Raw genomic sequence first — 24,023 nt, 5'->3', positions numbered from 1 at the left:
TTTCAGGAACCCACCACCGTGGCCAATATCAAGTCCGCCAAGAAGCGCGCCAAGCAGACCGTCGTGCGCAATGAGCGCAACACGGGCCAGCGTTCGATGCTGCGCACCGCCGTCAAGAAGGTGATCAAGGCCCTTGACGCCAACGATGCTGCAGGCGCCGAAGCTGCTTTCGCCGTTGCTCAGCCCATCCTCGACCGTTTCAGCGCCCGTGGCCTGATTCACAAGAACAAGGCTGCGCGTCACAAGAGCCGTCTGACCGCTCGCATCAAGGCCATCAAGGCCGCGTAAGCGATCGGTTTCAGCACCACCGGAAGCCTGGCTTTCGGTGGAACAGAAAAACCCGGCCTTGGCCGGGTTTTTTGTTTGGCTGCGATACCACTCAGCCGGCATTGCGCGCCTCGAGCTCGTCCTCACGCTGACGGTCGAAGAACGCCATGATGTCCTTCATGATCGGGAAGGTGCCATCGCGACCCAACGCCGAGACCAGATACCACGGCGCGGTCCAGCCAAGTTCGGCCACGATCGTCTCGGCCGCAGCGCGCGCCTCGTCCTCGAACATCAGGTCGGCCTTGTTGAGCACCAGCCAGCGCGGCTTCTTCAGCAACTCGGGATCGTGGCGCTCCAGCTCGCGCTCGATGGTGCGCACCTGATCCACCGGCGACGCCTCCACACCACCATCCATTGGCGAAATGTCCACCAGATGCAGCAGCAGACGGGTGCGCTGCAGATGGCGCAGGAACTGCGTGCCCAGCCCGGCACCGTCGGCCGCGCCCTCGATCAGGCCCGGCACGTCGGCGATGACGAAGCTGCGATACGCCTCGACGCTGACCACGCCCAGATTCGGGTACAGGGTGGTGAACGGGTAATCGGCCACCTTCGGGGTTGCCGAGGACACCGCGCGGATCAGAGTGCTCTTGCCCGCATTGGGGAAGCCCAGCAGGCCGACGTCGGCCAGCAGCTTCAGCTCCAGCTTGAGCAACCGCTCCTCGCCCTCTTCGCCGGTGGTGGACTGGCGCGGCGCACGGTTGATCGAGCTCTTGAAATGCATGTTGCCCAGGCCGCCCTTGCCGCCCTTGGCCACCAGCAGACGATCGCCGTTCTGGGTCAGGTCGCCGATGATTTCATCGGTCTGCACGTTCATCACCACGGTGCCGACCGGCACCACGATGATGCGGTCTTCGCCGCCCTTGCCGTAGGCCTGACGGCCCATGCCATTCTCGCCGCGCTGCGCCTTGAAGGTGCGCTCATGCCGGAAGTCGACCAGCGTGTTGACGTTCTCGTCGGCCACGATCCACACGCTGCCGCCGCTGCCGCCATCACCACCATCCGGCCCACCGAGCGGGATGAACTTCTCGCGGCGAAAGCCGACACAGCCATTGCCGCCATTGCCGGCACTGACCAGGATTTCTGCTTCGTCGACTAACTTCATGAGCTTGCAACCGGGAATTGGGAATAGGGAATGGGGAATGGGCCAAAGAAAGTGGCCTACCCCTGCCGGCGAGCGCACTCACCGGCAAGACAGCAAAGAGCGAGAAGAAACCAGGAGCCGGCTTTTCCGATTCCCGATTCCCGATTCCCCACTCCCGGCCGTCAAACGAAAAACCCCGCAAAAGCGGGGCTTTCCGTCTCGTCCGTCAGGCATCGATACCTGGCGGACTGGCCTGCATGGAGCGGGCGATTACGCCTCGGCAACCACGCTGACGGTACGACGCTTCTTCGCACCCTTGACCGAGAACTCCACCTTGCCGTTCACCAGGGCGAACAGGGTGTGGTCACGGCCGAGGCCAACGCCGCTACCCGGGTGGAACTGGGTGCCGCGCTGACGCACGATGATGTTGCCGGCATCGATGGCCTGGCCACCGAAGATCTTCACACCCAGGTACTTCGGGTTGGAATCGCGACCGTTGCGCGAGGAACCTACGCCTTTTTTATGTGCCATGACTGGTTCTCCTTACTTCTTATCGCCACCGGCGATGCCGGTGATCTCGATTTCGGTATAGTGCTGACGGTGTCCCTGACGCTTCATGTGGTGCTTGCGGCGACGGAACTTGATGATGCGCACCTTGTCGGCGCGGCCATGGGCCACAACCTTTGCGGTGACCGAAGCGCCCTTCAGCGCATCGCCCAGCTTGATGCCATCGCTATCGCCCAACATCAGGACGGTGTCGAACTTGATCTCGTCGCCAGCTTCGACTTCGAGCTTTTCCACGCGGAGCGTTTCGCCCTGCGCGACGCGGTATTGCTTACCGCCGGTTACCAGAACTGCGTACATGACCAGGTTTTCCTCTGTAGTTATTATGGTCGCACTGACGTGCCCTAGGGCAGACAGGAGCGGGATTGTACTGGCCTATCGGGTTTTGGGTCAACCCGCAAGCCGGGCGCCGGCCGGTTTCCGATCGACGGCACGTCGACCTGCCGCAGGCGACATCGATCCGGCTCCATGCAACGCATCATCCGGCCGCCACAGCGCTCCGGTCAGACTGGCATTTGGGGCAATTGCCCTCACCTAGGTCGGCGGGTAGGCTGATCGACTGCCACTCATTCCTGCTGAGCACGCTCGCACCACCGCCGGTTCGCCGGCCCGACATCGGATCCCCCATGGCGATGGATTTCATCCGCATCCGCGGCGCGCGGACGCACAACCTCAAGAACATCGACCTCGACCTGCCTCGCGACAAGCTGATCGTGATCACCGGCCTGTCCGGCTCGGGCAAGTCGTCGTTGGCGTTCGACACCATCTATGCGGAGGGTCAGCGCCGCTACGTCGAGTCGCTGTCGGCGTATGCGCGCCAGTTCCTCAGCGTGATGGAAAAGCCGGACCTGGACCACATCGAAGGGTTGTCCCCGGCGATTTCGATCGAACAGAAATCGACCTCGCACAACCCGCGCTCCACGGTCGGCACGATCACCGAGATCTACGACTACCTGCGCCTGCTGTACGCGCGTGTCGGTCAGCCGCGTTGCCCGGACCATGGCTTCCCACTGGAAGCGCAGACCGTCAGTCAGATGGTCGACCACATGCTCAACCAGGACCAGGAGCAGCGCTACATGCTGCTGGCGCCGGTGATCCGCGAGCGCAAGGGCGAGCATGCGCAGGTGTTCGAGCAACTGCGCGCGCAGGGCTTCGTGCGCGTGCGTGTGGATGGCGAGCTGTACGAGATCGATGCGGTCCCGCCGTTGGCGCTGCGCCAGAAGCACACCATCGAGGCGGTGATCGACCGCTTCCGGCCGCGCGAGGACATCAAGCAACGGCTGGCGGAAAGCTTCGAGACTGCGCTCAAGCTCGGCGAAGGCATGGTCGCGGTGCAGTCGCTGGACGACCCGGCCGCAGCACCGCACCTGTTCTCGTCCAAGTACAGCTGCCCGGTCTGCGATTACTCGCTGCCGGAGCTGGAACCACGGCTGTTTTCGTTCAACGCACCGGTGGGCGCCTGCCCGAGCTGCGATGGCCTGGGCGTGGCCGAGTTCTTCGACCCGGATCGCGTGGTGGTGCATCCGGAGCTGTCGCTGTCGGCCGGCGCGGTGCGCGGCTGGGATCGGCGCAATGCCTATTATTTCCAGCTGATCGCCTCGCTCGCCAAGCACTACAAGTTCGACGTGGATGCGGTGTGGAATTCGTTGCCGGCCAAGGTGCGCCAGGCGGTGCTGTTCGGCAGCGGCGATGAGGTGATCAGCTTCACCTACTTCACCGATGCGGGCGGGCGCACCACGCGCAAGCACCGTTTCGAAGGCATCCTGCCGAACCTGGAACGCCGCTACCGCGAGACTGAATCGCCGGCTGTGCGCGAGGAGCTGACCAAGTACGTCAGCCAGCAGCCCTGCCCGGCCTGCAACGGCACGCGCCTGAACCGCGCCGCGCGCAATGTGTTCGTGGCCGACCGCCCGCTGCCCGACCTGGTGGTGCTGCCGGTCAACGAGGCGTTGAGCTTTTTCCGTGGCTTGTCGCTGCCGGGTTGGCGTGGCGAGATCGCCAGCAAGATCGTCAAGGAGATCGGCGAGCGGCTGGGCTTCCTGGTCGATGTGGGCCTGGATTACCTGACCCTGGAGCGCAAGGCCGACACCTTGTCCGGTGGCGAGGCGCAACGCATTCGTCTGGCCAGCCAGATCGGCGCCGGCCTGGTCGGCGTGATGTACGTGCTGGACGAGCCCTCGATCGGCCTGCATCAGCGCGACAACGAACGCCTGCTCGGCACGCTGACGCGGCTGCGCGATCTGGGCAATACGGTGATCGTGGTCGAGCATGACGAAGACGCGATCCGCCTGGCCGATTACGTGCTGGATATCGGCCCCGGCGCCGGCGTGCACGGCGGCGAAATCTGCGCGCAAGGCACGTTGCAGGACATCCTGGATGCGCCCGGCTCGCTGACCGGTCAATACCTGTCCGGCAAGCGCCGCATCGAGATCCCCAAGCAGCGCCACAAGCCCAACCCGAAGATGATGCTGCATCTGCGTGGGGCCACCGGCAACAACCTGAAGAACGTCGATCTGGACATTCCGGCCGGTCTGCTGACCTGCATCACCGGCGTGTCCGGCTCGGGCAAGTCCACGCTGATCAACGACACGCTGTTTTCGCTGGCGGCCAACGAGATCAACGGCGCCTCGCATCCGGTGGCCGCGCATCGCGAGGTCGAGAACCTCGATCTGTTCGACAAGGTCGTGGATATCGACCAGTCGCCGATCGGGCGTACGCCGCGCTCCAATCCGGCCACCTATACCGGCATGTTCACGCCGTTGCGCGAGTTGTTCGCACAGGTGCCGGAATCGCGCGCGCGCGGGTATTCGCCGGGGCGTTTCAGTTTCAACGTGCGCGGCGGCCGCTGCGAAGCCTGCCAGGGCGATGGCCTGATCAAGGTGGAGATGCACTTCCTGCCCGACGTCTATGTGCCTTGCGATGTCTGCCACGGCAAGCGCTACAACCGCGAGACGCTGGAGATCCGCTACAAGGGCTACAACATCAGCGACGTGCTGCAGATGACCGTGGAAGACGCGCTGCACCTGTTCGAGCCGGTGCCGTCGATCGCGCGCAAGCTGGAAACGCTGGTGGATGTCGGCCTGAGCTACATCAAGCTGGGGCAGAGCGCGACCACGCTGTCCGGCGGTGAAGCGCAGCGCGTCAAGTTGTCCAAGGAGCTGTCGCGTCGCGATACCGGACGCACCCTGTACATCCTCGACGAGCCGACTACCGGCCTGCACTTCCACGACATCGAAGCGCTGCTCGGCGTGCTGCACAAGCTGCGCGACGAGGGCAACACGGTGGTGGTGATCGAACACAATCTGGACGTGATCAAGACCGCCGACTGGATCGTGGACCTGGGCCCGGAAGGCGGCCACCGCGGTGGCAGCATCCTGGTCTCCGGCACGCCGGAAGAGGTGGCTGCGCACAAGGCGTCCTACACCGGGCAGTTCCTGGCCAAGATGCTGCCATCGGTGAAGGCGCGCGAGACCCGGCCGGCGGCGATGGCCAACAAGCCCGATGCGCGCCCGCCACGCAAGATCAAACCGGAGAAGGTGGCGAAAGTCGCCAAGTCCGCCACCAAGAAAACCGCAAAGAAGAAGGCAAGCTGATGAGCGAAGAGCACAAGGTGTTGGCACGCATCCCGATCAGCGTGCGCTGGCGCGACATGGACAGCATGGGCCATGTCAACAACGCCAAGTACATTTCGTATCTGGAAGAAGCGCGCGTGCGCTGGATGCTGGGCGTGGACGGCGTGTCGATGACCGACCGCATCGCGCCGGTGGTCGCGGCCACCAACGTCAACTACAAGCGCCCGCTGGTATGGCCGAACGACATCCTGGTGGAACTGTTCGTCGAGCGCCTGGGCAGCAGCAGCATCACCATCGGCCATCGCATCCTCGACCAGAAGGACGAGGGCGTGCTGTATTCGGATGGCAACGTGGTGGTGGTGTGGATCGATACGCAGACCGGCAAAAGCGCGTCGTTGCCGGATGCGGTGCGCGCTGCAAGTAGCTGAGTTTCATCAGCGCATTCGCTGTGTTTTCTCGGTGTCGATCATTGGCGGCGGCTCTTTCGGGAGCCGCCGTTTTCGTTATTTAGCGACGTGATGATTGCTATTGCGTTATGTAGCAAGCATCGTTGTCGAGACGGGGAAACGCAGCTGATGCGGCAGGATGCTTTCCACGTCAGGCATTGCGCCCGATCGGCAGCGTTGCGCAAGTGGACTCGCCAGCACCGCAGCATCCGTGCTGCCATCGCGGCTCTGCAATGCGCTGCGCCCGATCAGGAACCCGGCGCGCGCTTGCGCGCTTCCAGCGTGGCCTTGATCTCGCGGCCATCCTGCAAGGTAAAGGTCACCGGCACCTGCGCGCCCTCCTGCAGCGGCGCGCTCGCCTCCATCAGCATCAGATGCAGGCCGCCCGGCGCCAGCGCTACCGACTTGCCGGCCGGCAGCGGCAACTCGGGCACCGCACGCATACGACTGACGCCGTTGGTTTGCGTGGTCTCGTGAATGGAGACATCGGCGAACACGCTGCTCTTGGCCGCGGTGACCTTCAGCGGCTGCGCGCAGCCGTTATGGAACTGCCCGAACCCCGCCGCCATGCCCATGCCACCGGGCGGTGGAATGCGGACCCAGCCATCCTTGAATTCGGGCAGGCACTGCGCCGAGACGCCTGCACTTGCCAACACCGCCAACGCACCGAGCAGCACGCGTGCATACATGCGCTGCCTGCTTCGACTGCCGTCTATCATGACCCGACCTCCAGGAGCCCCGAATGAGCATCCAGATCTTAGACCATGGCCGTCTTCGCGAAATCCGTCTGGCCCGCCCGCCGGTCAATGCATTGGACAGCGCGCTGTGCCAGGCCTTGAGCGTTGCGGTGCAGCAGGCCGGCGAGGACACCGATGGCATCGTGCTGTCGGGCAGCGAGCGGATCTTTTCCGGTGGCATGGATGTGCCACACCTGCTGGCGCACGGCACCGACCGCGCGGCGTTGCTGGCCAGCTGGACGGCCTTCTTCGACGCTGCGCAAGCGCTGGCCAATAGCCGCGTGCCGGTGGTGGCGGCCATCGGCGGGCATGCGCCGGCCGGCGGCTGCGTGTTGGCGCTGTGCTGCGATTACCGGGTGATGGCGCGCAGTGCCGACACCGCCAAACCCTATGCGATCGGCCTGAACGAAGTGCAAGTGGGGCTGGCCGCGCCCGAAGGCATCCAGCGCCTGTTGCGCCGCGTGGTCGGTGCGCACCGCGCCGAGCGCCTGCTGATCTCCGGCCAGCTGCTGCCGGCCGAACAGGCGGTCACGATCGGCCTGGTCGACGAGCTGGCCGATGGCGAGCTGGTCACCGCGCGCGCGGTTGCCTGGCTGCAGGATCTGCAGCGACTGCCGCGCCAGCCCATGCTGACCACGCGCGCCATCGCCCGCGCCGATCTGCGCGCCGCGCTGGCACCCGAGCTGATCCAGCTGGAGCGTTTCATCGACGGCTGGTACGCACCGGATGCGCAGGCTGCGCTGCATGGCCTGGTCGCACGCCTGCAAAAGGCCTGAGCACGCGCCTTGCGCATGGTGGCGACGGGGCGGCCGGTATAATCGCGGTCCGTCGCACGCCCAGGCCAGCCCTTTGTCCGCCACTGCCGAACCCGTCGTCTCCGAACTGATCAACCTGCTGTCGCTGGAGCGCCTGGAAGACAACCTGTTTCGCGGCCAGAGCCGCGATATCGGCACCAAGTACGTGTTCGGTGGGCAGGTGCTGGGGCAGGCGCTGGCCGCCGCGCAGGCCACGGTGGAAAACGGCCGCCAGGCGCACTCGTTGCATGCCTACTTTCTGCGCGCCGGGGATATCGATCACCCGATCGTCTACGACGTCGATCGCACCCGCGATGGCGGAAGTTTCTCGGTACGACGGGTCACCGCGATCCAGCATGGCAAGGTGATCTTTTTCTGCGCAGCGTCGTTTCAGGAACACGAAGACGGCGCCGAGCATCAGTCGGTGATGCCGGTGGTGCCGCCGCCGGAAGACATCGAACCCACCGCGCCGCTGGCACCGGAAGTGCTGGCGAAACTGCCGGCCAAGGTGCAGCGCTGGCTCTCGCGTGGCGGCCCGTTCGAGTTCCGCCACGTCTTTCCGCGCGACGAACTCAGACCACCCAAGCGGCCGCCATTCCAGCAGATGTGGCTGCGCCTGAGCGACCCGGTCGGCGACGATGTCGGCCTGCATCGCGCCTTGCTGGCGTATGCCTCGGATTTTCAGCTGCTGGGCACCTCGACGTTTCCGCACGGCATCAGTTATTACACGCCGAACGTGCAGATGGCCTCGCTCGATCATGCGCTGTGGTTCCATCGCCCGTTCCGTACCGACGACTGGCTGCTGTACTCGCTCGACAGCCCTACCGCGCAGGGCTCGCGCGGCCTGGCGCGTGGGCAGTTTTTCACCCGCGATGGCGTGCTGATCGCCAGCACCACGCAGGAAGGCCTGATCCGCGTGGTGCCCCATGGCAGCGCAATTGCCGTGCCGGCGAAGGACTAGCCGTGCCCGTGCTTGAACAACAACTCTCGCTGAGCGCAGACAGGCCTGCTGCAGCTTTTTTCGGTTGTGGACCGACGTCCACGCCGCTCTTTCATGTCTCGAACACGCGCACCTGCGGCGCGATGCGTTCGGCAACCGCTGGCACACTTTAAGCATGCGCAAGATCTTCAGCAGTCAACGTATCGAAACCGCCGAAGGCGTCGCCAACCTGTTGCGCGATGCCGGCATCGATGTGCGCATGAGCAATGGTCGCTCCTACGAAAGCAAGCGCACCGGCCAGTTCAGCTATCTCGAACACAGCAACGCACAGACCTATCCCACGGTGTGGATCGTGCATGCCGACGACCAGCCACGCGCGCGCGAGTTGCTGCGCGACGCGCGCCTGCTCGACACCACCCGCCGCGACCTGCCGAACGTGGAATACACCTTCCGCGAAGGCGAAAACGGCTCAAGTTCCAGCGCGCGCAGCTGGGCCTGGCGTATCCGTCTGGTGCTGCTGCTGGTGATCGGCGCGGTTGCAATGGTCGTGGTGCTGCGCCATCGCAGCGCGCCTGCGCCGGTGGCTCAACCGGCATCGCAGCAAGCGGCGCCTGCCAACGCGACACCACCGGCGACAGAGGATGAAGAAGTGCGTGTGCGGATCCAGCTGGCGCGCTGAGCGCGGCTGACGTCAGCACCTGCATCAACCGGCATTGCATCGGTCACATCTGCCGCTCCCATGCGTCATGCTGGGACCAGGACATGGATTGCGCCGATGCACACCGACACGCTGGACCTGATGTTGCAACGCGAACTGCCGCATGCCGCGGCCGGCTGCCAGCAGGCCTATGGCCGCATCGTGCGCGCCTGCCAGAACACGGTGACCGCCATCGCGCTGGCGATCACCCGCGATATCGCCGCCAGCGAAGACATCGCCCAGGAGGCCTTTCTGCGCGCCTGGCAGCGGCTGGCACAACTCAGCCAACCGGCCAGCTTCCTGCCATGGCTGCGCCAGATCACCCGCAACCTGGCGCGCGACTGGCTGCGCGCCAACCGGCATCGCGCGCTCAGTGGCGAAGCAGCCGACCTCGCCATCGCGATGGCAGCCGACCCCGCACCCTCGCCCGCCGAGCACCTGCTGCAGGCGGAAGAGGAAATTGCCGCGCTCGACATCATTTCCGCACTGCCCGAAGAAAGCCGCGAGACGCTGCTGCTGTATTACCGCGAAGGCCAGAGTTCGCAGCAAGTGGCCTCGCTGCTCGGCCTCAGCGATGCCGCCGTGCGCAAGCGCCTGTCGCGGGCACGTGCCAGCGTGCGCGAGGAGCTGCTGCGCCGGTTCGGCGCGTTCGCACGTGGCAGCGCACCCAGTGTGGCCTTTGCCACTGCGGTGACCTCGGCAACGATGTTGGCAACCCCAGGAACCGCGAGCGCGGCCATCGTGTTGGGCGGCATCGGTGGCGCGGGCAAGCTGGGCATGGGTGGTTTGACCGGCTCTGCCGTTGGCGGTGGCGGCGCAGCCGGTGCGTTGAGCGTCTGGTTCGGCATGCCGGCGCTGTTTGCTGCAGGCAGCGTGCTGGTTGCAGCACTGGGAACTTACTGGTCGGGCTGGTATCTGCTGCGCTTTGCCGAGACAGCTCGCGAAACCGCGGGTATCCACCGCTTCATGCTCACAAGCACCCTGACGTCGGTGATCGTGTGCGGCAGCACGTTGCTACTGAATCGACTCAGCAACGAACCCTGGTCGGCCTTGCTGGTGCTGTGCGCAGGCATGGTCGTGCTCAACTATCAAACGCTGCGCGTGCTACCCCGGGTGATGCGCCCCATGCTGGAACGCGATGCGCAACGGCGCGGCACCACGCAGGCACCATTGCTTTACCGCTGCATGTTCAGTCCAAGCGCAATGCTCGTGAGCACGCTGGCGGTCCTGCTGCCGATCCTGCATCACTCCATCAAGTCGGGGATGCCATGACGCACTTGAAAGCCAGGATCGGCCTGCGCGGCGGTCGAGCGAGAAAGGCAGCGATCCAGCATCCTCGCATCGCGCTTGCAACCGGCATGCGTCATGTTTTCACGAAACACGCAGCTGCGCTCTACGTAAGGCCTCCCGCTTGCGCGGGAGGTATCGCAACCAATAGCCCCTGCCGATACACCCACCGCCTGCAGCAAAGGATGAGAAACAGCGTGGCTGAGCCGCATTTTTTGACTGTATCCCAATGAATTTCATTGCAACTGCTTCTCTGCGAGTATTCCAGCGGCTGTGCGACTGCAACAGTGCAGTTTCGGCACACGGCGCTTGAAAAAAAACCAGGACAGCAATGCAGTGAAAAAGATCGTGACCGCAGGCCTGATGCTGCTGAGCAGCGCTGGCGCGCACGCGGAAGGACTGACAACCTCGCCCGACGGCCAGACGCTGACCGTGAGCTTTGGAGAACCCACCGTCAAACAGGTGCTCCACTATCGCAAGATGTACGAGAAAAAGCCGTTTCCCGATGCGGAGATTTATTACTACGGCAACGGCATGTACAAGATCATTTCGCAGGGCGAGAACCACTATGGCGTCTACGTCCTGCAAGGCAGTTTCGACGACGAGACCTGCACGGTGAAGTTCATCTCACTCCCCTCTCCAGACTGGGGCAACAAAACCGCCTTCCACCAACTGACCTTCATCCGCGGCGGCAAGGAAAACGTCTTCATTCAAAACGCCATCGTCGAGACGGGTGAGTCCATTGCGCAGCAGAACGGAACCTACACGCAGGAAAAGAACACCCTTGCCAATCCTGTCCACAAGCAGTGGCGCAGCAGATGACAACCTGCGCTGGCGCCACGGTAATGCCGAGCGCCCGAATCGGAACTGTTCTTGCCGCAGGAGAGTGTTCCATCGCCGCCGGGACCTGACGGCAGGCCGCGGTGCTGCACCGGCCGGAACACACCGGCACATCGCGCTGTCGGTACCCGTGCGACCTGCCATTACGGCATGAGCTCGCCTTTTCCAGCAACCGCCGAGGTGACCGCAGCGCATCCGGCAGCCCAATGAAAAAAAAGCCTCCCTTGCGGGAGGCCATGGGTCGATCGGCGCCTTGTTGCATCATCCGTGTGACTGACGTCCTTACCGTTAAAGTTGACGCGGCACGTGTTCAGCCACGTGCCGCGTCAACACGTGCTCAGTTGCCCCCAGCGGGCTTGGCCGGCATCGGACGCTTGCCGTGATCACCACGCTCGCCATGCTCGCCCGGACCACGCGGACCGTGCTCGCCACGCTGCTTGGAGGCCGCGTCGAACTCGGCCTTGCTCAACTTGCCGTCCTTGTCGGTATCGGCCTTGGCAAACCACGCATCGCGATGCTGCTGCATGCGCAACTCACGGTCGGCACGATCGACAAAGCCGTCCTTGTTGACGTCCATCTCATCGAAACGCGCGGCGAACTTCGGGTCGGCCTTGGCTTCTTCGCGGCTGATGCGGCCGTCCTTGTTGGTATCGAACTTGCTCAGCCATTCGCCGCGCCCGTCGCGTCCATCACGACCCTGGCCCCGATGATGCGGACGCTCATCGCGCGACAGCTTGCCGTCCTTGTTGATATCCAACGTATCGAACTGCGCAGCCAGCTTCGGATCGGCCGCCGCCTCGCTGCGGTCGATCACGCCATCGCCGTTCTTGTCGAGCTTGGCAGGACGCGGCGCATCGCCAGCGGCAGGCGGAGCGGCGAACACCGCGCCGGTGGACAGGGCGGCCAGCACGGCCAATGCGAGAAACGGTTTGCGAGACGTCATGAGAAACTCCTGGGATGTGAGAACCACACGCGGCACCTGCATGGGCCGCATCGCGTGGGTGGCGCATCCGGATCCACCGTGCGCTGCCACCAACACTCACATCAACGAGCGATCGGCGCGCGCGTTGACGCGGCCACCGGCCGTATTCATCCGGCGGACAGTCGCCGCTGTTGCGACACGCAGGCGCTATCCTGCGTACATGGCCATCCACGCCGACACCCACGACGACCTGCGCCTGTTCCAGACCGGCGAGCATGCCTGCGGCTACTGGCCGGAGCGGCGTGCCCGCGACCTGGTACTGGACCCGCACGATCCGCGTCTGGGCGCGATCTATCCGCAGGCATTGGCGTGGGGATTTCGGCGCTCCGGCGATCTGGTCTACCGGCCGCATTGCGAACGTTGCCGCGCCTGCGTGCCGGTGCGCATTGCCGTGGATGCGTTCCGGCACGATCGCAGTCAGCGCCGTTGCCTGGCGCGCAACCAGGACCTGGTGGTGCGCGTGGTCGCCGCAGAACGCACCGACGAACAACTTGCGTTGTATCGGCAGTACCTCAAGCACCGCCATCCCGGCGGCGGCATGGACGAACATGGCGCCACCGAATTCGACCAGTTCCTGATCGGCGGCTGGTCGCACGGGCGCTTTCTTGAGATACGCGAACCGGCGGTGGCGCACGCGCCGGGGCGATTGCTCGCCGTTGCGGTCACCGATGTCACCGAGCACGCGTTGTCGGCGGTCTATACGTTCTACGCGCCGGATGCCGCCGCGCGCAGTCTGGGCACCTTCGCGATCCTGCAGCAGATCCAATGGGCGCAACGCGAGCGGCGCGCGCATGTGTATCTGGGCTACTGGATCGACGGCCACGCGAAGATGAATTACAAGCGCCACTTCAGCGCGCTGGAAGCTTACGACGGCCGTCAATGGCGCGGGCTCGCCGCCCCTGCACCGGCAGGTTGAACCACCGGACGACGACATCGGCCTGTCGTCTCCCGCATGCGAGAATGTTGCGATGATCAAACCCATCCTGCTGCTTGCGCTGACCATGCTCTGCGCTGCTTGCGCGCATCGCGCGCCCTCCTCCGACACCGCGCCCGGCGCTTCCGCTGCCGCACCCGAACCTGCCCACTTGCGCATCGCGACCTACAACACCTCGCTGTATTCCGACGAGGCCGGCGGCCTGGTGCGCGAACTGCAGGGCGACAGCGCGCATGCGCGCAAGATCGCCGCGGTGCTGCAGCGGGTGCGCCCGGATCTGGTGCTGCTCAACGAGTTCGATTTCGACCCCGAGCATCGCGCCGCCGATCTGTTTCAGCAGCGCTATCTGCAGGTCGCCCAGCCGGGCGGCGGCGAAGCGCTGCGCTATCCGTATCGCTACCTGGCGCCAGTGAATACCGGCGTGCCGAGTGGACTGGATCTGGACAACAACGGCACAGTCGGTGGCGATGGCCGCTCGCGTGGCAACGATGCCTGGGGGTATGGGTTGCACCCTGGCCAGTACGGCATGCTGGTGCTGTCGCGCTATCCGATCGATGCGCAGGCGGTGCGCAGTTTCCAGCTGCTGAAATGGAGCGCGTTGCCGGGTGCGTTGCGCCCGACCGATCCATCCAGCAAGAAATCGTTTTACCGCGATGCGATCTGGGCGCAACTGCGGCTGTCGTCCAAATCGCATTGGGACGTGCCGGTGCGCACGCCGCTGGGCGTGGTGCACGCGCTGGTGTCGCATCCCACACCGCCGGTGTTCGACGGTGCCGAGAAGCGCAACGCCGCCCGCAATCACGACGAACTGCGGCTATGGCGCGAGTATCTGGATAACCCAAAAGACGCCGCATGGCTGTGCGACGACCAGGGCCGCTGCGGTGGTCTGGCGGCAGACGCACGCTTTGTGATCCTCGGCGATCTCAATAACGACCCGGTCGATGGCGCCGGCCGCCATGATGCGATCCGCGCACTGATCACGCATCCGCGCGTGCTGCAATATCCCACCCCGCACAGCGATGGTGGCCCGGAAAAAACCGCCGAATACGCCGCGCTAGGCATTGCGCATAGCGGCGACCCGCAGCAGGTCACCGGCGACTTCGGCCCGCAGGCCGGCACGATGCGTCTGGACTACGTGCTGCCATCGCGCCAGTTCACCCTGATCGGCAGCGGCATCTTCTGGCCCGCGAGCAGCACGCCGGAAGCGGCGATTGCCGATGGCAGCGACCATCATGCGGTGTGGGTGGATGTGGCTGAGAAGCCGTGATTGGGGATTGGGGATTGGGGATTGGGGATTGGGGATTCGGGATTCGGGATTCGAAGCATCTGGCTCTGAGCTGACTCAGGCTTCTCCTGCGGACGATCCGTTCAACAGCAGCAGCTGCGGCAGGAGCACGGGGGTGCTCGTGCCGCAGTATGTTGAAGACGTGCCGGGATGCGGTCGGCGGTTGTCAATGCCGGGCTAGCGCGGTCGGTGACGAGAGCGCCCAGCCAAGTCACAAGGGCATTGCGCCATGGCAGGACGCGGTTCTTTGCCGCCGCTGCTCCCCTGCCCCGACACGCATTGCGCCTCAGGCATCCAGCCGGATCGCCAACGCCTCAGCCGCCACACGTGCCTTCTCACGCGCAGCATCGATGCTGTCGGCACGCGCCAGCGTGACACCGACACGGCGATGGCCATCTACGCGCGGCTTGCCGAACAAACGGAGTGCGGTATCCGGGTCGCGCAGTGCATCGGCAACGTTGTCGAAGGCCGGTACGCCATGACCGTGTGCGAGCAGTGCACACGAGGCCGATGGCCCGCTCTGACGGATCACGCCACCGTTGTCGGCACCGACCGGCAGGCCGAGAATGGCGCGCGCGTGCAGCGCGAATTCGCTTAACTCCTGCGATACCAGCGTGACCAGGCCGGTGTCGTGCGGGCGCGGCGAGACTTCGCTGAACCAGACTTCGTCACCCTTGACGAACAGCTCCACACCGAACAACCCCCAGCCGCCAAGCTCATCGGTGATCGCCTGCGCGATCTGCTGCGAGCGCTGCAGCGCGGCCGGCGACATCGGCTGCGGCTGCCAGCTCTCGCGGTAGTCGCCATCCTTCTGCCAATGCCCGATCGGATCGCAGAACGAAGTACCGCCGGCATGCCGCACGGTCAACAAGGTGATCTCGTAATCGAAGTCGATGAAGCCTTCGACGATGCAGCGGCCGGCACCGGCACGCCCGCCGGTTTGCGCGTAGTCCCACGCCGCATCGATGTCCGCTTCGCTGCGCAAGGTGCTCTGGCCCTTGCCCGAGGACGACATCACCGGCTTGACCACGCACGGCAGGCCGACGGCGGCGATGGCGTCGCGGTACTCGGCAACCGTGTCGACGAAACGATACGGCGAGGTCGGCAGGCCCAGGGTTTCGGCCGCCAGACGACGGATGCCTTCGCGGTCCATGGTCAGGCGTGCGGCGCGCGCGGTGGGAATCACTTTCTGGCCCTGTTCGCGCTCCAACGCGACCAGCGTTTCGGTATGGATGGCCTCGATCTCCGGCACGATCAGATGCGGCTGCTCTTTGGCGATCAGCGCGCGCAGTGCCTGCGGGTCGAGCATGTCCAGCACGTGCGAACGATGCGCCACCTGCATCGCCGGCGCATTGGCGTAACGGTCGGCAGCGATCACTTCAACCCCGAAGCGCTGCAATTCGATCGCCACTTCCTTGCCCAGCTCGCCCGAGCCCAGCAACAGCACGCGGGTGGCGGAAGGCGACAACGGCGTGCCGAGAGTAGTCATGAGCGCGGTCCAGATCGGAAGGGGGCCGCCATTCTAACGGGCCGCTATCACGACCGACGACCGAAGGCCTTGCATCGACCGATATCACTTTGATATCTTTTTATCACTTCCCAAGGACACCTCACTCATGAAAGAGAAGCCAATCAGCTCACTGCCGGGCATCCCCGTCGTTCTCGTCGCGGCTGCGGCATTCGCCGCCGCTGTCTGGATGCTGCTCACCGGCGACGCCAAGCCCGCAGCACTGATCACCACCGGTGTGGTCGGGGCGGCTGGCATCTTCTTCCTGGCCGGCTTGTACACCCTGGAACCGAACCAGGCGGCGGTGTTGAGCCTGTTCGGCAAGTACGTCGGCACGGTCAAGGACCCGGGCCTGCGCTGGAACAGCCCCTTCTACGCAAAGCGCCGGGTCAGCCAGCGCGTACGCAATTTCGAAAGCGGCCGGCTCAAGGTCAACGAACTGGATGGCAGTCCGATCGAGATTGCCGCCGTGATCGTGTGGCAGGTGCTGGACGCCTCCGAAGCGGTCTACAACGTCGACGACTACGAAAGCTTCGTGCATATCCAGTCCGAAGCGGCGCTGCGCGCGATGGCCACCAGCTACCCCTACGACCAGCACGAAGACGATCAGATTTCGCTGCGCAGCCACCCGGCCGAGATCAGCGAACAGCTCAAGCGCCATCTGGACGAACGCCTGACCCAGGCCGGCGTGGACGTGATCGAAGCGCGCATCAGCCACCTCGCCTACGCACCGGAAATCGCCCAGGCCATGCTGCAGCGGCAGCAGGCCAATGCGGTGATCGCCGCACGCACGCGCATCGTCGCCGGTGCGGTGGGCATGGTCGAAATGGCGCTGTCCGAACTGCAGAAAAATGGCGTGGTGCAGCTGGACGAAGAGCGCAAGGCGCACATGGTCAGCAACCTGCTCACGGTGTTGTGTTCTGATCGTGGCACCCAACCGGTGGTCAACGCCGGCTCGCTGTATTGAGGTGATGCGATGAATGTCATGGTGCCGTTGGTGGTCGCGCTCTCCGGTCTACCCGCGCTGGCAATTGCCGCCTCCATTGGCGCGGACGACGACGACCGCGCGCGTGGGCTGGGCCTGCGCTGGGCGCTGATCGGCCTGGTGATCCTGATCGGTGCCGCATGCCTGTACTGGGCCGGCGACAACCGCGCCGGCATCTACGCGGTGGTGATCGGCATGCTCGTCGGCGTGAACGTGTTGATCGTCTCGATGGTGATGCACCTGCGCCGCCACAGCGGCCGCGGGGAGCGCGAGTGAACGAAAAGAAGGCCTATCCGCTGCGCATCAACGCCGACGTCCTGGCCGCCGTGCAGCGCTGGTCAGACGACGAACTGCGCAGCCTCAATGCACAGATCGAATACGTGTTGCGCGATGCGCTGCGCAAGGCCGGCCGGCTGCCGAAGCCGCGCGACGACAAGGAACCGCAAGCATGAGCAAACGCTGGAACTATCTGACCATCGAGCTGAAGCCGTCGTTTATCGGCACGATCAAGAGCGAGGACATCCAGGCCGAACTGGTCAAGCAGGGCAACCTCGGCTGGGAGCTGGTCAACGTCCTCATGCATATGCCGCTTGGCACAGCGGTGCTGGTGTTCAAGAAGGAACTCTGACATCGGCGCGCCAGCGCGCCTCGGCTGGCCCGCAGTGGTCTCTCGTCCGCCCTGTTGATGACGGACTTGCACAGCGGTGGTCGCCGAGCTCTCGCAGCCACGGCTACCCGCCGCTGTACCAGGATTTGCCTTCGCTGGCCGCGCCGGCCACTTCGGCCTACCCTGTGCCGATGCCGATACGTCCCGTGCCGACCCTGCTGCTCAATACCCGCTCTATCGAACTGGTGCCAGCTGCCCTTCTGCAGGCGCGCAGCAATGCCGACGCGCGCGTGCTGGCGCAGGCCGACTGGCTGCTGAGGCGCAAGCGCGATGGGCGCTATCTGGCAGCGCAACTGGCGCAAGGGCTGATGCCGCTGGTGCCGCGGCTGGCACGCGAGCCCGGCCTGGATGAGGCGCTGGATCGGCTGGATGCCGACACGCCTCGCCTGCCGCCACGCGCCACCACGCTCCCGATCGACGGCCTGCAACGCCGTCTGGCGCAGCTGGGTATCGCTCACGACGATTACGTCAGCCAGACCGGCCTGACGCTGATCGCCGAACCGTCCGTGCTGCAGCATGCCGGACGCGACCGCTTCGGTCGGCCGCTCTGGCTCAGCCACGGCGCGGCCCGCGCCTGGCACCGCATGCGCATCGATGCGGCACGCACGGGCATCCTGCTCGATGCGATCTCGGGCTATCGCAGTCACGACTATCAACTGGGCATTTTCGAACGCAAGTTCGCGCGCGGCCTCACGCTTGCCCAGATTCTGGCCGTCAACGCAGCGCCAGGCTTCAGCGAACACCACAGCGGCGATGCACTGGATATCGGCACGCCAGGCGAGCCGCCGGCCGAAGACGCCTTCGAAGCGACGCCGGCATTTGCGTGGTTGCGTACGCATGCCGCGCAGTTCGGTTTTCGCCTGAGTTATCCGCGCGGCAACCCGCATGGCATCGTCTACGAGCCGTGGCACTGGCGTTGGTCGGCGACGTAAGCCGGCCGCACCTCATGCCTCACGCGACGCAGCGCGACACGGCCGCCCAGCTTGTCTGCCGCCCTTGCGCGCGAGCTACTCCTGCGAGCGCGGCGTCGGCACCTTGGTCGCCACGCTGAAGTCGGCGATTTTCCACAGATAGAACGCGGCGTAGCTGCGATACGGACCCCAGCGTTCGCCGCGTGCGGCCAGTTCCTTCGGTGTGGGCATCAGCTCCTGCTTGTCCACGCGTTGGGCACCTTTACGCACGCCAAGGTCGTCGATCGGCAGCAGGTCCGGGCGACCCAGGCGAAACATCAGCATCATTTCCACCGTCCAGCGGCCGATGCCACGCACCGGTATCAGCGCCTGGACAATCGCTTCGTCGTCCATGAACGCGAGCTTGCGTAACGAGGGAATCTCGCCCTCCAGTTCGCGCCGCGCCAGATCACGCAATGCCAGCGCCTTGTTGCCGGACACGCCGCAGGCGCGCAATGCCGCATCGTCGATACGAGCGAGCGTATCTGCATGCAACCGCTGCGCACCGATCGCCACTTCCACCCGCGCCACGATCGTGGAGGCCGCCTTGCCGCTGAGTTGCTGGAACAGGATCGCGCGCGCCAATGCATCCACCGGATCGAACGGCTTGCGCCAACCCGGCTGTGGCGCGATCGGGCCGATGCGCTTCATCCACGCACCCAGCGCGCGGTCGCGCCGGGTCAAGTGCGCGAACGCAGCTTCCACGTCGAATCTGCGGGCATGGCGCGGCATGCTCAGCGCCTCAACGCGCCGACCGCCAGCACCACCCAGCCCAGCATCAGGCTGACCCCGCCAACCGGCGCCAGGCTGGTGGGCCACTGCAGCAGTGCGCCACCGACCAGGGTACCGGCAAACAGCAGTGTGCCGATCAACAGCAGATACAGACCGATCCGACCCAGCGCGCGCGTTTCGGTGGTGCCGAGCACGGCCAGAACGGCGCCATGCCCGAATGCGTACAGCGACGCCAGTTGCAGCCGCGATTGCAGCACTGCATCGGCCACGCCATGCGAGGCATAGGCCGACAACCCCACCGCGATGGCGGCCAGCAACGCGCCGCAGAACGCCAGCAGCGAGGGATGTTTCTTACGACGTTCGAGCAGGGACATGAGGGCAGGCTCCATTGCAGCGCCGCGGCGAAAAAAAACGCGCCGCAAGGTTGCGGCGCGTTTTCGTCTGGATCAACTCATCGTGGTGAAACGATTACTTGATGGCCCAGTAAACATCGTAGACACCTTCCGGCGTAAACGACTTGTCCACGCCTGCCTTCCACGACTCGTACGGACGCTCGGTCACGTCGTTGCCGTTGGTCGCAGACCAGGCACGCAGCGAGCTACGCACTGCATCCAGACCGGCCATGTGGCCTGCGTAGGTTGCATAGGCGGAGCGATGTGCCTTGGTGCGCTCGTACTTCACCGGTGCTTCGGTCGGGATATTGACCTTCAGCTCTTCGCCAGTGGCGGCGACCGGCGTTGCATCGACCGGAGCAGCGGCAGCGGCGTCGTCCTTCTTGGCAGCGTCCTTGGCCGCATCCGGCTTGGGAGCCGCACCGGCACGCTTGCGCACCGGCTGCACGACGTCGAAGGCGTACTTGTCGGAGGCGAAGTCGGTGGTGACGATGCGCACCGGACCCGCAGCCTCAAGGCCGTTGGAATCCATCACACGCTTGATCCACTCCTGGTTGTCCTTGATCGACTTCTTGATCGTCTCGTTGTCACGATCGATGTTGCCTGCGGTGACGACCAACAGGTCCTCGGCCGGCACATCGACGATCTTGAGATCGCTCAACACCGGCTTGCCATCCAGCTCGGCGCGGTAGTCGAAATTGGGAACGGTGGCCAGTGCGGTCGCCAGGCGCGACAGACCCAGTTTCAGGTCGTCGCCCACGTGGCGGCTGACATACAAGCCGGCATACCGACCGAACAGGTTCCAGCCGTACTTGACGCTGTAGTCCTGGGTGATCTTGACGTTCTTGTTGTTCTTGCCGGTCGGCACCAGGGTGAAATTGGTGACCTTGTCATAGCCCTTGGTGGGATCGTCGATCGAAATCTCAACACGCTCGTTCTTGACGCTGTTGGTGATCTCCCAGCTGCCCTTGCCGATGTAACCTTCGGTGGAGCTGTACTCGATACGTGCACCCTTGCCCTCTTCAGGGCCGGCCAGCTTCAGCTGGAGCTTGGGGTCACGCAGCACGAGCGGGTTCCAATCCTTGAAACGACGGAAGCTGTTCACGGTGTCGTAAACAATCGTCATTCTGCGGTTGGTCTCAACACTCTCGGACATCTGCCGCTCCGAGGGCAACACCAGGCCCACTACGACAAACAGGCCAGCCACGATCCCCAAGGCGATCAGGAACTCGATAATACGGGTCATTCAGGAGGTCTCCGGGGCCGATCCCACGGCCGGGTTGAGTGAAGCGAAGCCGCCATCCTAGCAGGCTTCGAGAAAGATGTTCAGTTGTGCGACGGGTAGCGCGGTCTTGCGGTGTCATCCAGCGCAAGACACGCCGTTGCACAGCGACGCAATCCTAATCCAGGCAGGGGTTTGGACGGATTGCGCGCCGCTATCATGCACATCGCGCGATGCCTGTGTGTGATGCAGCGATGGCATGGCGCATTCGCCCTGCTCCTCAGCCTGTTGCCATGCAGATGCGCAGCAACGCGCCACAGCGAATCGCACCGCAGAATCAGGCACGCCCGCAGGGTGAACGCGCCGCCGCGCGCCGGGCCCCTCAGCGCCGACGGGGATTGGGCGCCGCGGGGCGATGCCGTCAGACCAACTGCAGCTCGAAGGCCTTCAATACCGCGCGGGTGCGATCGCGCACGCCGAGCTTGGACAGAATATTGGACACGTGATTCTTGATGGTGCCCTCGGCCACGCCCAGCGAATTGGCGATCTCCTTGTTGGAGAAGCCGCTGGCCATCAGCCGCAGGATCTCGGTCTCGCGGTCGGTCAGCGGGTCGGGCCGGTCCAGGCTGACGAACTCGTTGCGCATGTGTTCCAGGCCCGACAGCAGGCGCTGGGTCACCGCCGGCTGCACCAGCGAGCCGCCGCCGGCCACGGTGCGGATCGCGCCGACCAGTTGTTCCAGCGAGACATCCTTGAGCAGATAGCCCTTGGCGCCGGCCTTGAGCCCGGCCAGTACCAGTTGGTCGTCGTCGAAGGTGGTCAGGATGATCGTCGGCGGCAGCGTGCCGTTGCGCGAGAGCATCTGCAGCGCCTCCAGCCCGGACATCACCGGCATGCGCATGTCCATCAGCACCACATCGGGCTGAATCTGCGGAATCTGCTCGACCGCCTGCTTGCCATCGGAGGCCTCGGCGACCACTTCGATGCCGTTGTCCAGCGCCAGCAGCGAGCGGATGCCCTGGCGTACCAGGGTTTGGTCGTCGACCAGGCACACACGGATCATCTAGAACACTCCTTGAGTCACGGCCGCAGGCATCAGTGCCGGCGCGCCTGGAACGGAGATGCGCAGGCCGAAGCCGTCACCCCGCCGGGTTTGAATCTCGAGCTGACCACCATACTGGTTCAGGCGTTCGCGCATGCCGCGCAATCCGTTGCCGGGCGCCACGGTGTCGGCGCCATGGCCGTCGTCGCGCGCATCGATCAGCACGCTGTCGGCATCGCGGCGCACCTGGATCCACAGGTTGCGCGCACCGGCATGGCGCACCGCATTGGTGATGATTTCCTGGGTACAGCGCAGCAGCACGTGGGCGCGCTCGGGGTCGTCCAGGGTCAGCGGCTGGGCGATGTCCAGATGGATGTCCAGCGAAGGCACCTGGGTCACCAGCGGGCGCAAGGCCGCTTCCAGATCGATGGCGCCGCTGTCGCGCAGGTGGCTGACCGCCTCGCGCACGTCGGTGAGCAGCAGCTTGGCCAGCGTATGCGCCTGGCGCACATGTTCCTGGGCCTGGCCCTCGGTGATGTGGCCGGCCACCTCTAGGTTCAGGCTCAGCGCGGTGAGGTGGTGGCCGAGCAGATCGTGCAGCTCGCGCGAGATGCGGGTGCGCTCGTTGATGCGGGCGCTTTCGGCCAGCAGCGCGCGGGTGGCGCGCAGTTCGGCATTGAGCCTGCGCTGTTCTTCACGGGCATCGGTCTGCTGGCGCGCGACCAGGCTGGTCACGAAGATGAACATCGAAAAGCCGCCGTACAACAACGACTGCATCAACGCGGCGAACAGGGTGAAGTCCGGGCGCAGGTAGTAGAACACCGGCAGCACCGCCAGCTGGCTGAGCACCAGCCAGGCCACCCCGATGCGCAGCGGCAGCAACCAGGGGATCACCCCGGCCGCCACCATCATCAGGATGCTGCCCAGCCCGGTTCCGCTCAGATAGCTGACCGCCAGCGCGAAGATGGTGAGCAGCAGCAGAATCAGCCGGTCGTACCAGTGCGCGTGGCCGCCGCTGTTCAAACCGCGGGTCAACCAGAAGTAGCTGGCGCCGAAGCCGACGAAGAACCCAGACATCAGCAGGGCTTCGGCCACGCTGCGGTGGTCGCCCTCTTCGGCAACCGGCCAGTAGGTGTACACCAACGGCATGGCGATCATCGCCCAGGTGAACAGGCCGGCGAAGCGCAGGACGCGCGTATGACTGAGGTATCCCAACATGTACGCATCTTAGGCGTAACGCGCGGCCCTGCCCTCTTGCCGGAAGTCATGCATCGGCACGTTGGCGACAAGTCGCACTCCGACATCGGCGCGCCGCTGCCGCCTCCTCGTCCGCCTGCCCAGCGGAGCGCGCATGCCGGGTCGCCGCTTCAGGCCACGCATGTAATAATCCGACGCAGATCCGATTTCGGGTCGAGAGCGTTACCCCACGGAGTCCCAATGTCGATCGTTATCCGCGACGTGCGCGAGCACGAGCTCGATTCCGTCCTGGCCCTGAACAACAATGCCGGACTGGCAATCCTGCCGCTGGATCCAAACAAGCTGCAGCGCTTCTACGAGCAGGCCGAATATTTTCGCGTCGCCGAGCGCGACGGCAACCTGGCCGGCTTTCTGGTCGGGTTCGGTAGCGGCAGTGCGCATGACAGCAGCAATTTCGCCTGGTTCCGGGACCGTCATCCGGAATTTTTCTACATCGACCGCATCGTGGTCGCCAGCCGCCGTCGCGGTGGTGGCGTCGGGCGTGCGTTCTATGCCGATGTGCAGAGCTACACCGAGTTGCGCTACCCGCAACTGGCCTGCGAGGTGTTCCTGGACCATGGCGCCGATGCGGCGTTGCTGTTCCATGGCAGCTTCGGCTTCCGCGAGGTCGGCCAGAACACCATGGCCGATGTGGAAGTGCGCGCCAGCATGCTGATGAAAGACATGTGCAGCTATCCCTGGGTCAAGGAGACCTATGGCGGCAAGTTGCCCGAGCAGTTGCCGTGGGTCGGCCGGCCGCGTCATGCCGCTGCCACCGACAACGTATCGACGGGGAGCTGAGGC

At 64.8% G+C, this 24,023-nt stretch carries 27 protein-coding genes; 16 read left to right on the top strand and 11 right to left on the bottom strand.

What is annotated here, in order from left to right:
• Positions 1-18: 18 nt before the first annotated feature.
• Positions 19-288: a 30S ribosomal protein S20 gene (gene rpsT / locus NYR97_RS15385; RefSeq protein WP_002807888.1), complete on the top strand. Its 270-nt coding sequence runs from the start codon at positions 19-21 to the stop codon at positions 286-288.
• A 91-nt stretch (positions 289-379) separates the two neighbouring features.
• On the opposite strand, the gene obgE is transcribed toward rpsT, so the two are convergent.
• From obgE to rplU, 3 genes are all read right to left on the bottom strand, one after another.
• A complete protein-coding gene (gene obgE, locus NYR97_RS15380) occupies positions 380-1,429 on the bottom strand; it encodes a GTPase ObgE (protein WP_316694368.1) in 1,050 nt (349 codons plus the stop codon).
• A 249-nt stretch (positions 1,430-1,678) separates the two neighbouring features.
• Positions 1,679-1,939 carry a 50S ribosomal protein L27 gene (gene rpmA, locus NYR97_RS15375; protein ID WP_184620341.1) on the bottom strand — a complete coding sequence of 87 codons (261 nt, stop codon included), beginning with the start codon at positions 1,937-1,939 and terminating at the stop codon, positions 1,679-1,681.
• Positions 1,940-1,951: 12 nt separating this feature from the next.
• On the bottom strand, positions 1,952-2,272 hold the full coding sequence (gene rplU / locus NYR97_RS15370) for a 50S ribosomal protein L21 (protein WP_316694364.1): 321 nt from the start codon (positions 2,270-2,272) through the stop codon (positions 1,952-1,954).
• Positions 2,273-2,598: 326 nt separating this feature from the next.
• On the opposite strand from rplU, the gene uvrA reads away from it, so the two are divergent.
• Both uvrA and NYR97_RS15360 read left to right on the top strand, forming a co-directional pair.
• Positions 2,599-5,565, top strand: a complete 2,967-nt coding sequence (uvrA, locus tag NYR97_RS15365) for an excinuclease ABC subunit UvrA (protein WP_316694362.1) — start codon at positions 2,599-2,601, stop codon at positions 5,563-5,565.
• The gene (locus tag NYR97_RS15360; RefSeq protein ID WP_104550318.1) at positions 5,565-5,972 is read left to right on the top strand and encodes an acyl-CoA thioesterase; all 408 of its coding nucleotides are present in this window, start codon (positions 5,565-5,567) and stop codon (positions 5,970-5,972) included. Before uvrA ends, NYR97_RS15360 begins: the two co-directional genes overlap by 1 nt.
• A gap of 266 nt (positions 5,973-6,238) precedes the next feature.
• Here NYR97_RS15360 and NYR97_RS15355 read toward each other — a convergent pair whose 3' ends face one another.
• Positions 6,239-6,667: a copper chaperone PCu(A)C gene (locus tag NYR97_RS15355; RefSeq protein WP_316698270.1), complete on the bottom strand. Its 429-nt coding sequence runs from the start codon at positions 6,665-6,667 to the stop codon at positions 6,239-6,241.
• A gap of 65 nt (positions 6,668-6,732) precedes the next feature.
• Here NYR97_RS15355 and NYR97_RS15350 point away from each other — a divergent pair, with 65 nt between their 5' ends.
• From NYR97_RS15350 to NYR97_RS15330, 5 genes are all read left to right on the top strand, one after another.
• Positions 6,733-7,503 (top strand): enoyl-CoA hydratase/isomerase family protein, encoded by a 771-nt coding sequence (locus NYR97_RS15350; protein WP_316694358.1) that lies wholly within the window; start codon positions 6,733-6,735, stop codon positions 7,501-7,503.
• A gap of 73 nt (positions 7,504-7,576) precedes the next feature.
• Positions 7,577-8,482, top strand: a complete 906-nt coding sequence (tesB, locus tag NYR97_RS15345) for an acyl-CoA thioesterase II (RefSeq protein ID WP_316694357.1) — start codon at positions 7,577-7,579, stop codon at positions 8,480-8,482.
• Between the two features lie 154 nt (positions 8,483-8,636).
• A complete protein-coding gene (locus tag NYR97_RS15340) occupies positions 8,637-9,140 on the top strand; it encodes a putative signal transducing protein (RefSeq protein ID WP_316694355.1) in 504 nt (167 codons plus the stop codon).
• 96 nt (positions 9,141-9,236) lie between these two features.
• Entirely contained in the window at positions 9,237-10,430 is a 1,194-nt protein-coding gene (locus NYR97_RS15335) for an RNA polymerase sigma factor (RefSeq protein WP_205392091.1), read from the top strand.
• A 378-nt stretch (positions 10,431-10,808) separates the two neighbouring features.
• Positions 10,809-11,267, top strand: a complete 459-nt coding sequence (locus tag NYR97_RS15330; protein WP_316698268.1) for a hypothetical protein — start codon at positions 10,809-10,811, stop codon at positions 11,265-11,267.
• Positions 11,268-11,622: 355 nt separating this feature from the next.
• On the opposite strand, the gene NYR97_RS15325 is transcribed toward NYR97_RS15330, so the two are convergent.
• Positions 11,623-12,228, bottom strand: coding sequence for an EF-hand domain-containing protein (locus NYR97_RS15325; RefSeq protein WP_316694352.1), 606 nt, complete (start codon positions 12,226-12,228; stop codon positions 11,623-11,625).
• Positions 12,229-12,268: 40 nt separating this feature from the next.
• Between NYR97_RS15325 and NYR97_RS15320 the strand changes: the two genes are divergently transcribed.
• Together NYR97_RS15320 and NYR97_RS15315 are read left to right on the top strand one after the other, a co-directional pair.
• Complete coding sequence (locus NYR97_RS15320; RefSeq protein ID WP_316698266.1) at positions 12,269-13,183, top strand: arginyltransferase; 915 nt, start codon at positions 12,269-12,271, stop codon at positions 13,181-13,183.
• A 52-nt stretch (positions 13,184-13,235) separates the two neighbouring features.
• Positions 13,236-14,468, top strand: coding sequence for an endonuclease/exonuclease/phosphatase family protein (locus NYR97_RS15315; protein WP_232372127.1), 1,233 nt, complete (start codon positions 13,236-13,238; stop codon positions 14,466-14,468).
• Positions 14,469-14,772: 304 nt separating this feature from the next.
• Here NYR97_RS15315 and purT read toward each other — a convergent pair whose 3' ends face one another.
• Positions 14,773-15,975 carry a formate-dependent phosphoribosylglycinamide formyltransferase gene (gene purT, locus NYR97_RS15310; protein WP_316694348.1) on the bottom strand — a complete coding sequence of 401 codons (1,203 nt, stop codon included), beginning with the start codon at positions 15,973-15,975 and terminating at the stop codon, positions 14,773-14,775.
• 127 nt (positions 15,976-16,102) lie between these two features.
• Between purT and NYR97_RS15305 the strand changes: the two genes are divergently transcribed.
• The 5 genes from NYR97_RS15305 to NYR97_RS15285 all read left to right on the top strand — a co-directional run bounded on the left by NYR97_RS15305 (position 16,103) and on the right by NYR97_RS15285 (position 18,577).
• Positions 16,103-16,960: an SPFH domain-containing protein gene (locus NYR97_RS15305; RefSeq protein WP_127169243.1), complete on the top strand. Its 858-nt coding sequence runs from the start codon at positions 16,103-16,105 to the stop codon at positions 16,958-16,960.
• 9 nt (positions 16,961-16,969) lie between these two features.
• Positions 16,970-17,254 (top strand): hypothetical protein, encoded by a 285-nt coding sequence (locus tag NYR97_RS15300; protein ID WP_205392094.1) that lies wholly within the window; start codon positions 16,970-16,972, stop codon positions 17,252-17,254.
• On the top strand, positions 17,251-17,430 hold the full coding sequence (locus NYR97_RS15295; protein WP_006450015.1) for a type II toxin-antitoxin system antitoxin: 180 nt from the start codon (positions 17,251-17,253) through the stop codon (positions 17,428-17,430). Before NYR97_RS15300 ends, NYR97_RS15295 begins: the two co-directional genes overlap by 4 nt.
• Positions 17,427-17,606 carry a DUF4177 domain-containing protein gene (locus NYR97_RS15290; protein WP_316694341.1) on the top strand — a complete coding sequence of 60 codons (180 nt, stop codon included), beginning with the start codon at positions 17,427-17,429 and terminating at the stop codon, positions 17,604-17,606. Before NYR97_RS15295 ends, NYR97_RS15290 begins: the two co-directional genes overlap by 4 nt.
• A 170-nt stretch (positions 17,607-17,776) precedes the next feature.
• Complete coding sequence (locus NYR97_RS15285) at positions 17,777-18,577, top strand: M15 family metallopeptidase (RefSeq protein ID WP_316694339.1); 801 nt, start codon at positions 17,777-17,779, stop codon at positions 18,575-18,577.
• Between the two features lie 75 nt (positions 18,578-18,652).
• On the opposite strand, the gene NYR97_RS15280 is transcribed toward NYR97_RS15285, so the two are convergent.
• The 5 genes from NYR97_RS15280 to NYR97_RS15260 all read right to left on the bottom strand — a co-directional run bounded on the left by NYR97_RS15280 (position 18,653) and on the right by NYR97_RS15260 (position 23,201).
• Entirely contained in the window at positions 18,653-19,327 is a 675-nt protein-coding gene (locus tag NYR97_RS15280) for a DNA-3-methyladenine glycosylase family protein (RefSeq protein ID WP_316694337.1), read from the bottom strand.
• A 2-nt stretch (positions 19,328-19,329) separates the two neighbouring features.
• Positions 19,330-19,716, bottom strand: coding sequence for a DUF423 domain-containing protein (locus NYR97_RS15275; RefSeq protein WP_316694335.1), 387 nt, complete (start codon positions 19,714-19,716; stop codon positions 19,330-19,332).
• Between the two features lie 79 nt (positions 19,717-19,795).
• Positions 19,796-20,965: a polyketide cyclase gene (locus NYR97_RS15270; RefSeq protein ID WP_168957959.1), complete on the bottom strand. Its 1,170-nt coding sequence runs from the start codon at positions 20,963-20,965 to the stop codon at positions 19,796-19,798.
• Between the two features lie 397 nt (positions 20,966-21,362).
• The gene (locus NYR97_RS15265) at positions 21,363-22,004 is read right to left on the bottom strand and encodes a response regulator (protein ID WP_006450021.1); all 642 of its coding nucleotides are present in this window, start codon (positions 22,002-22,004) and stop codon (positions 21,363-21,365) included.
• A complete protein-coding gene (locus NYR97_RS15260) occupies positions 22,005-23,201 on the bottom strand; it encodes a sensor histidine kinase (protein WP_023903105.1) in 1,197 nt (398 codons plus the stop codon).
• A gap of 219 nt (positions 23,202-23,420) precedes the next feature.
• Between NYR97_RS15260 and NYR97_RS15255 the strand changes: the two genes are divergently transcribed.
• A complete protein-coding gene (locus tag NYR97_RS15255) occupies positions 23,421-24,020 on the top strand; it encodes a GNAT family N-acetyltransferase (protein ID WP_316694327.1) in 600 nt (199 codons plus the stop codon).
• Positions 24,021-24,023: the final 3 nt, after the last annotated feature.

Origin of the sequence: Xanthomonas hydrangeae, assembly GCF_032697525.1 — a bacterium.
Taxonomy (GTDB): domain Bacteria; phylum Pseudomonadota; class Gammaproteobacteria; order Xanthomonadales; family Xanthomonadaceae; genus Xanthomonas; species Xanthomonas hydrangeae.
This window is presented reverse-complemented; position numbering and strand designations above follow the sequence as displayed.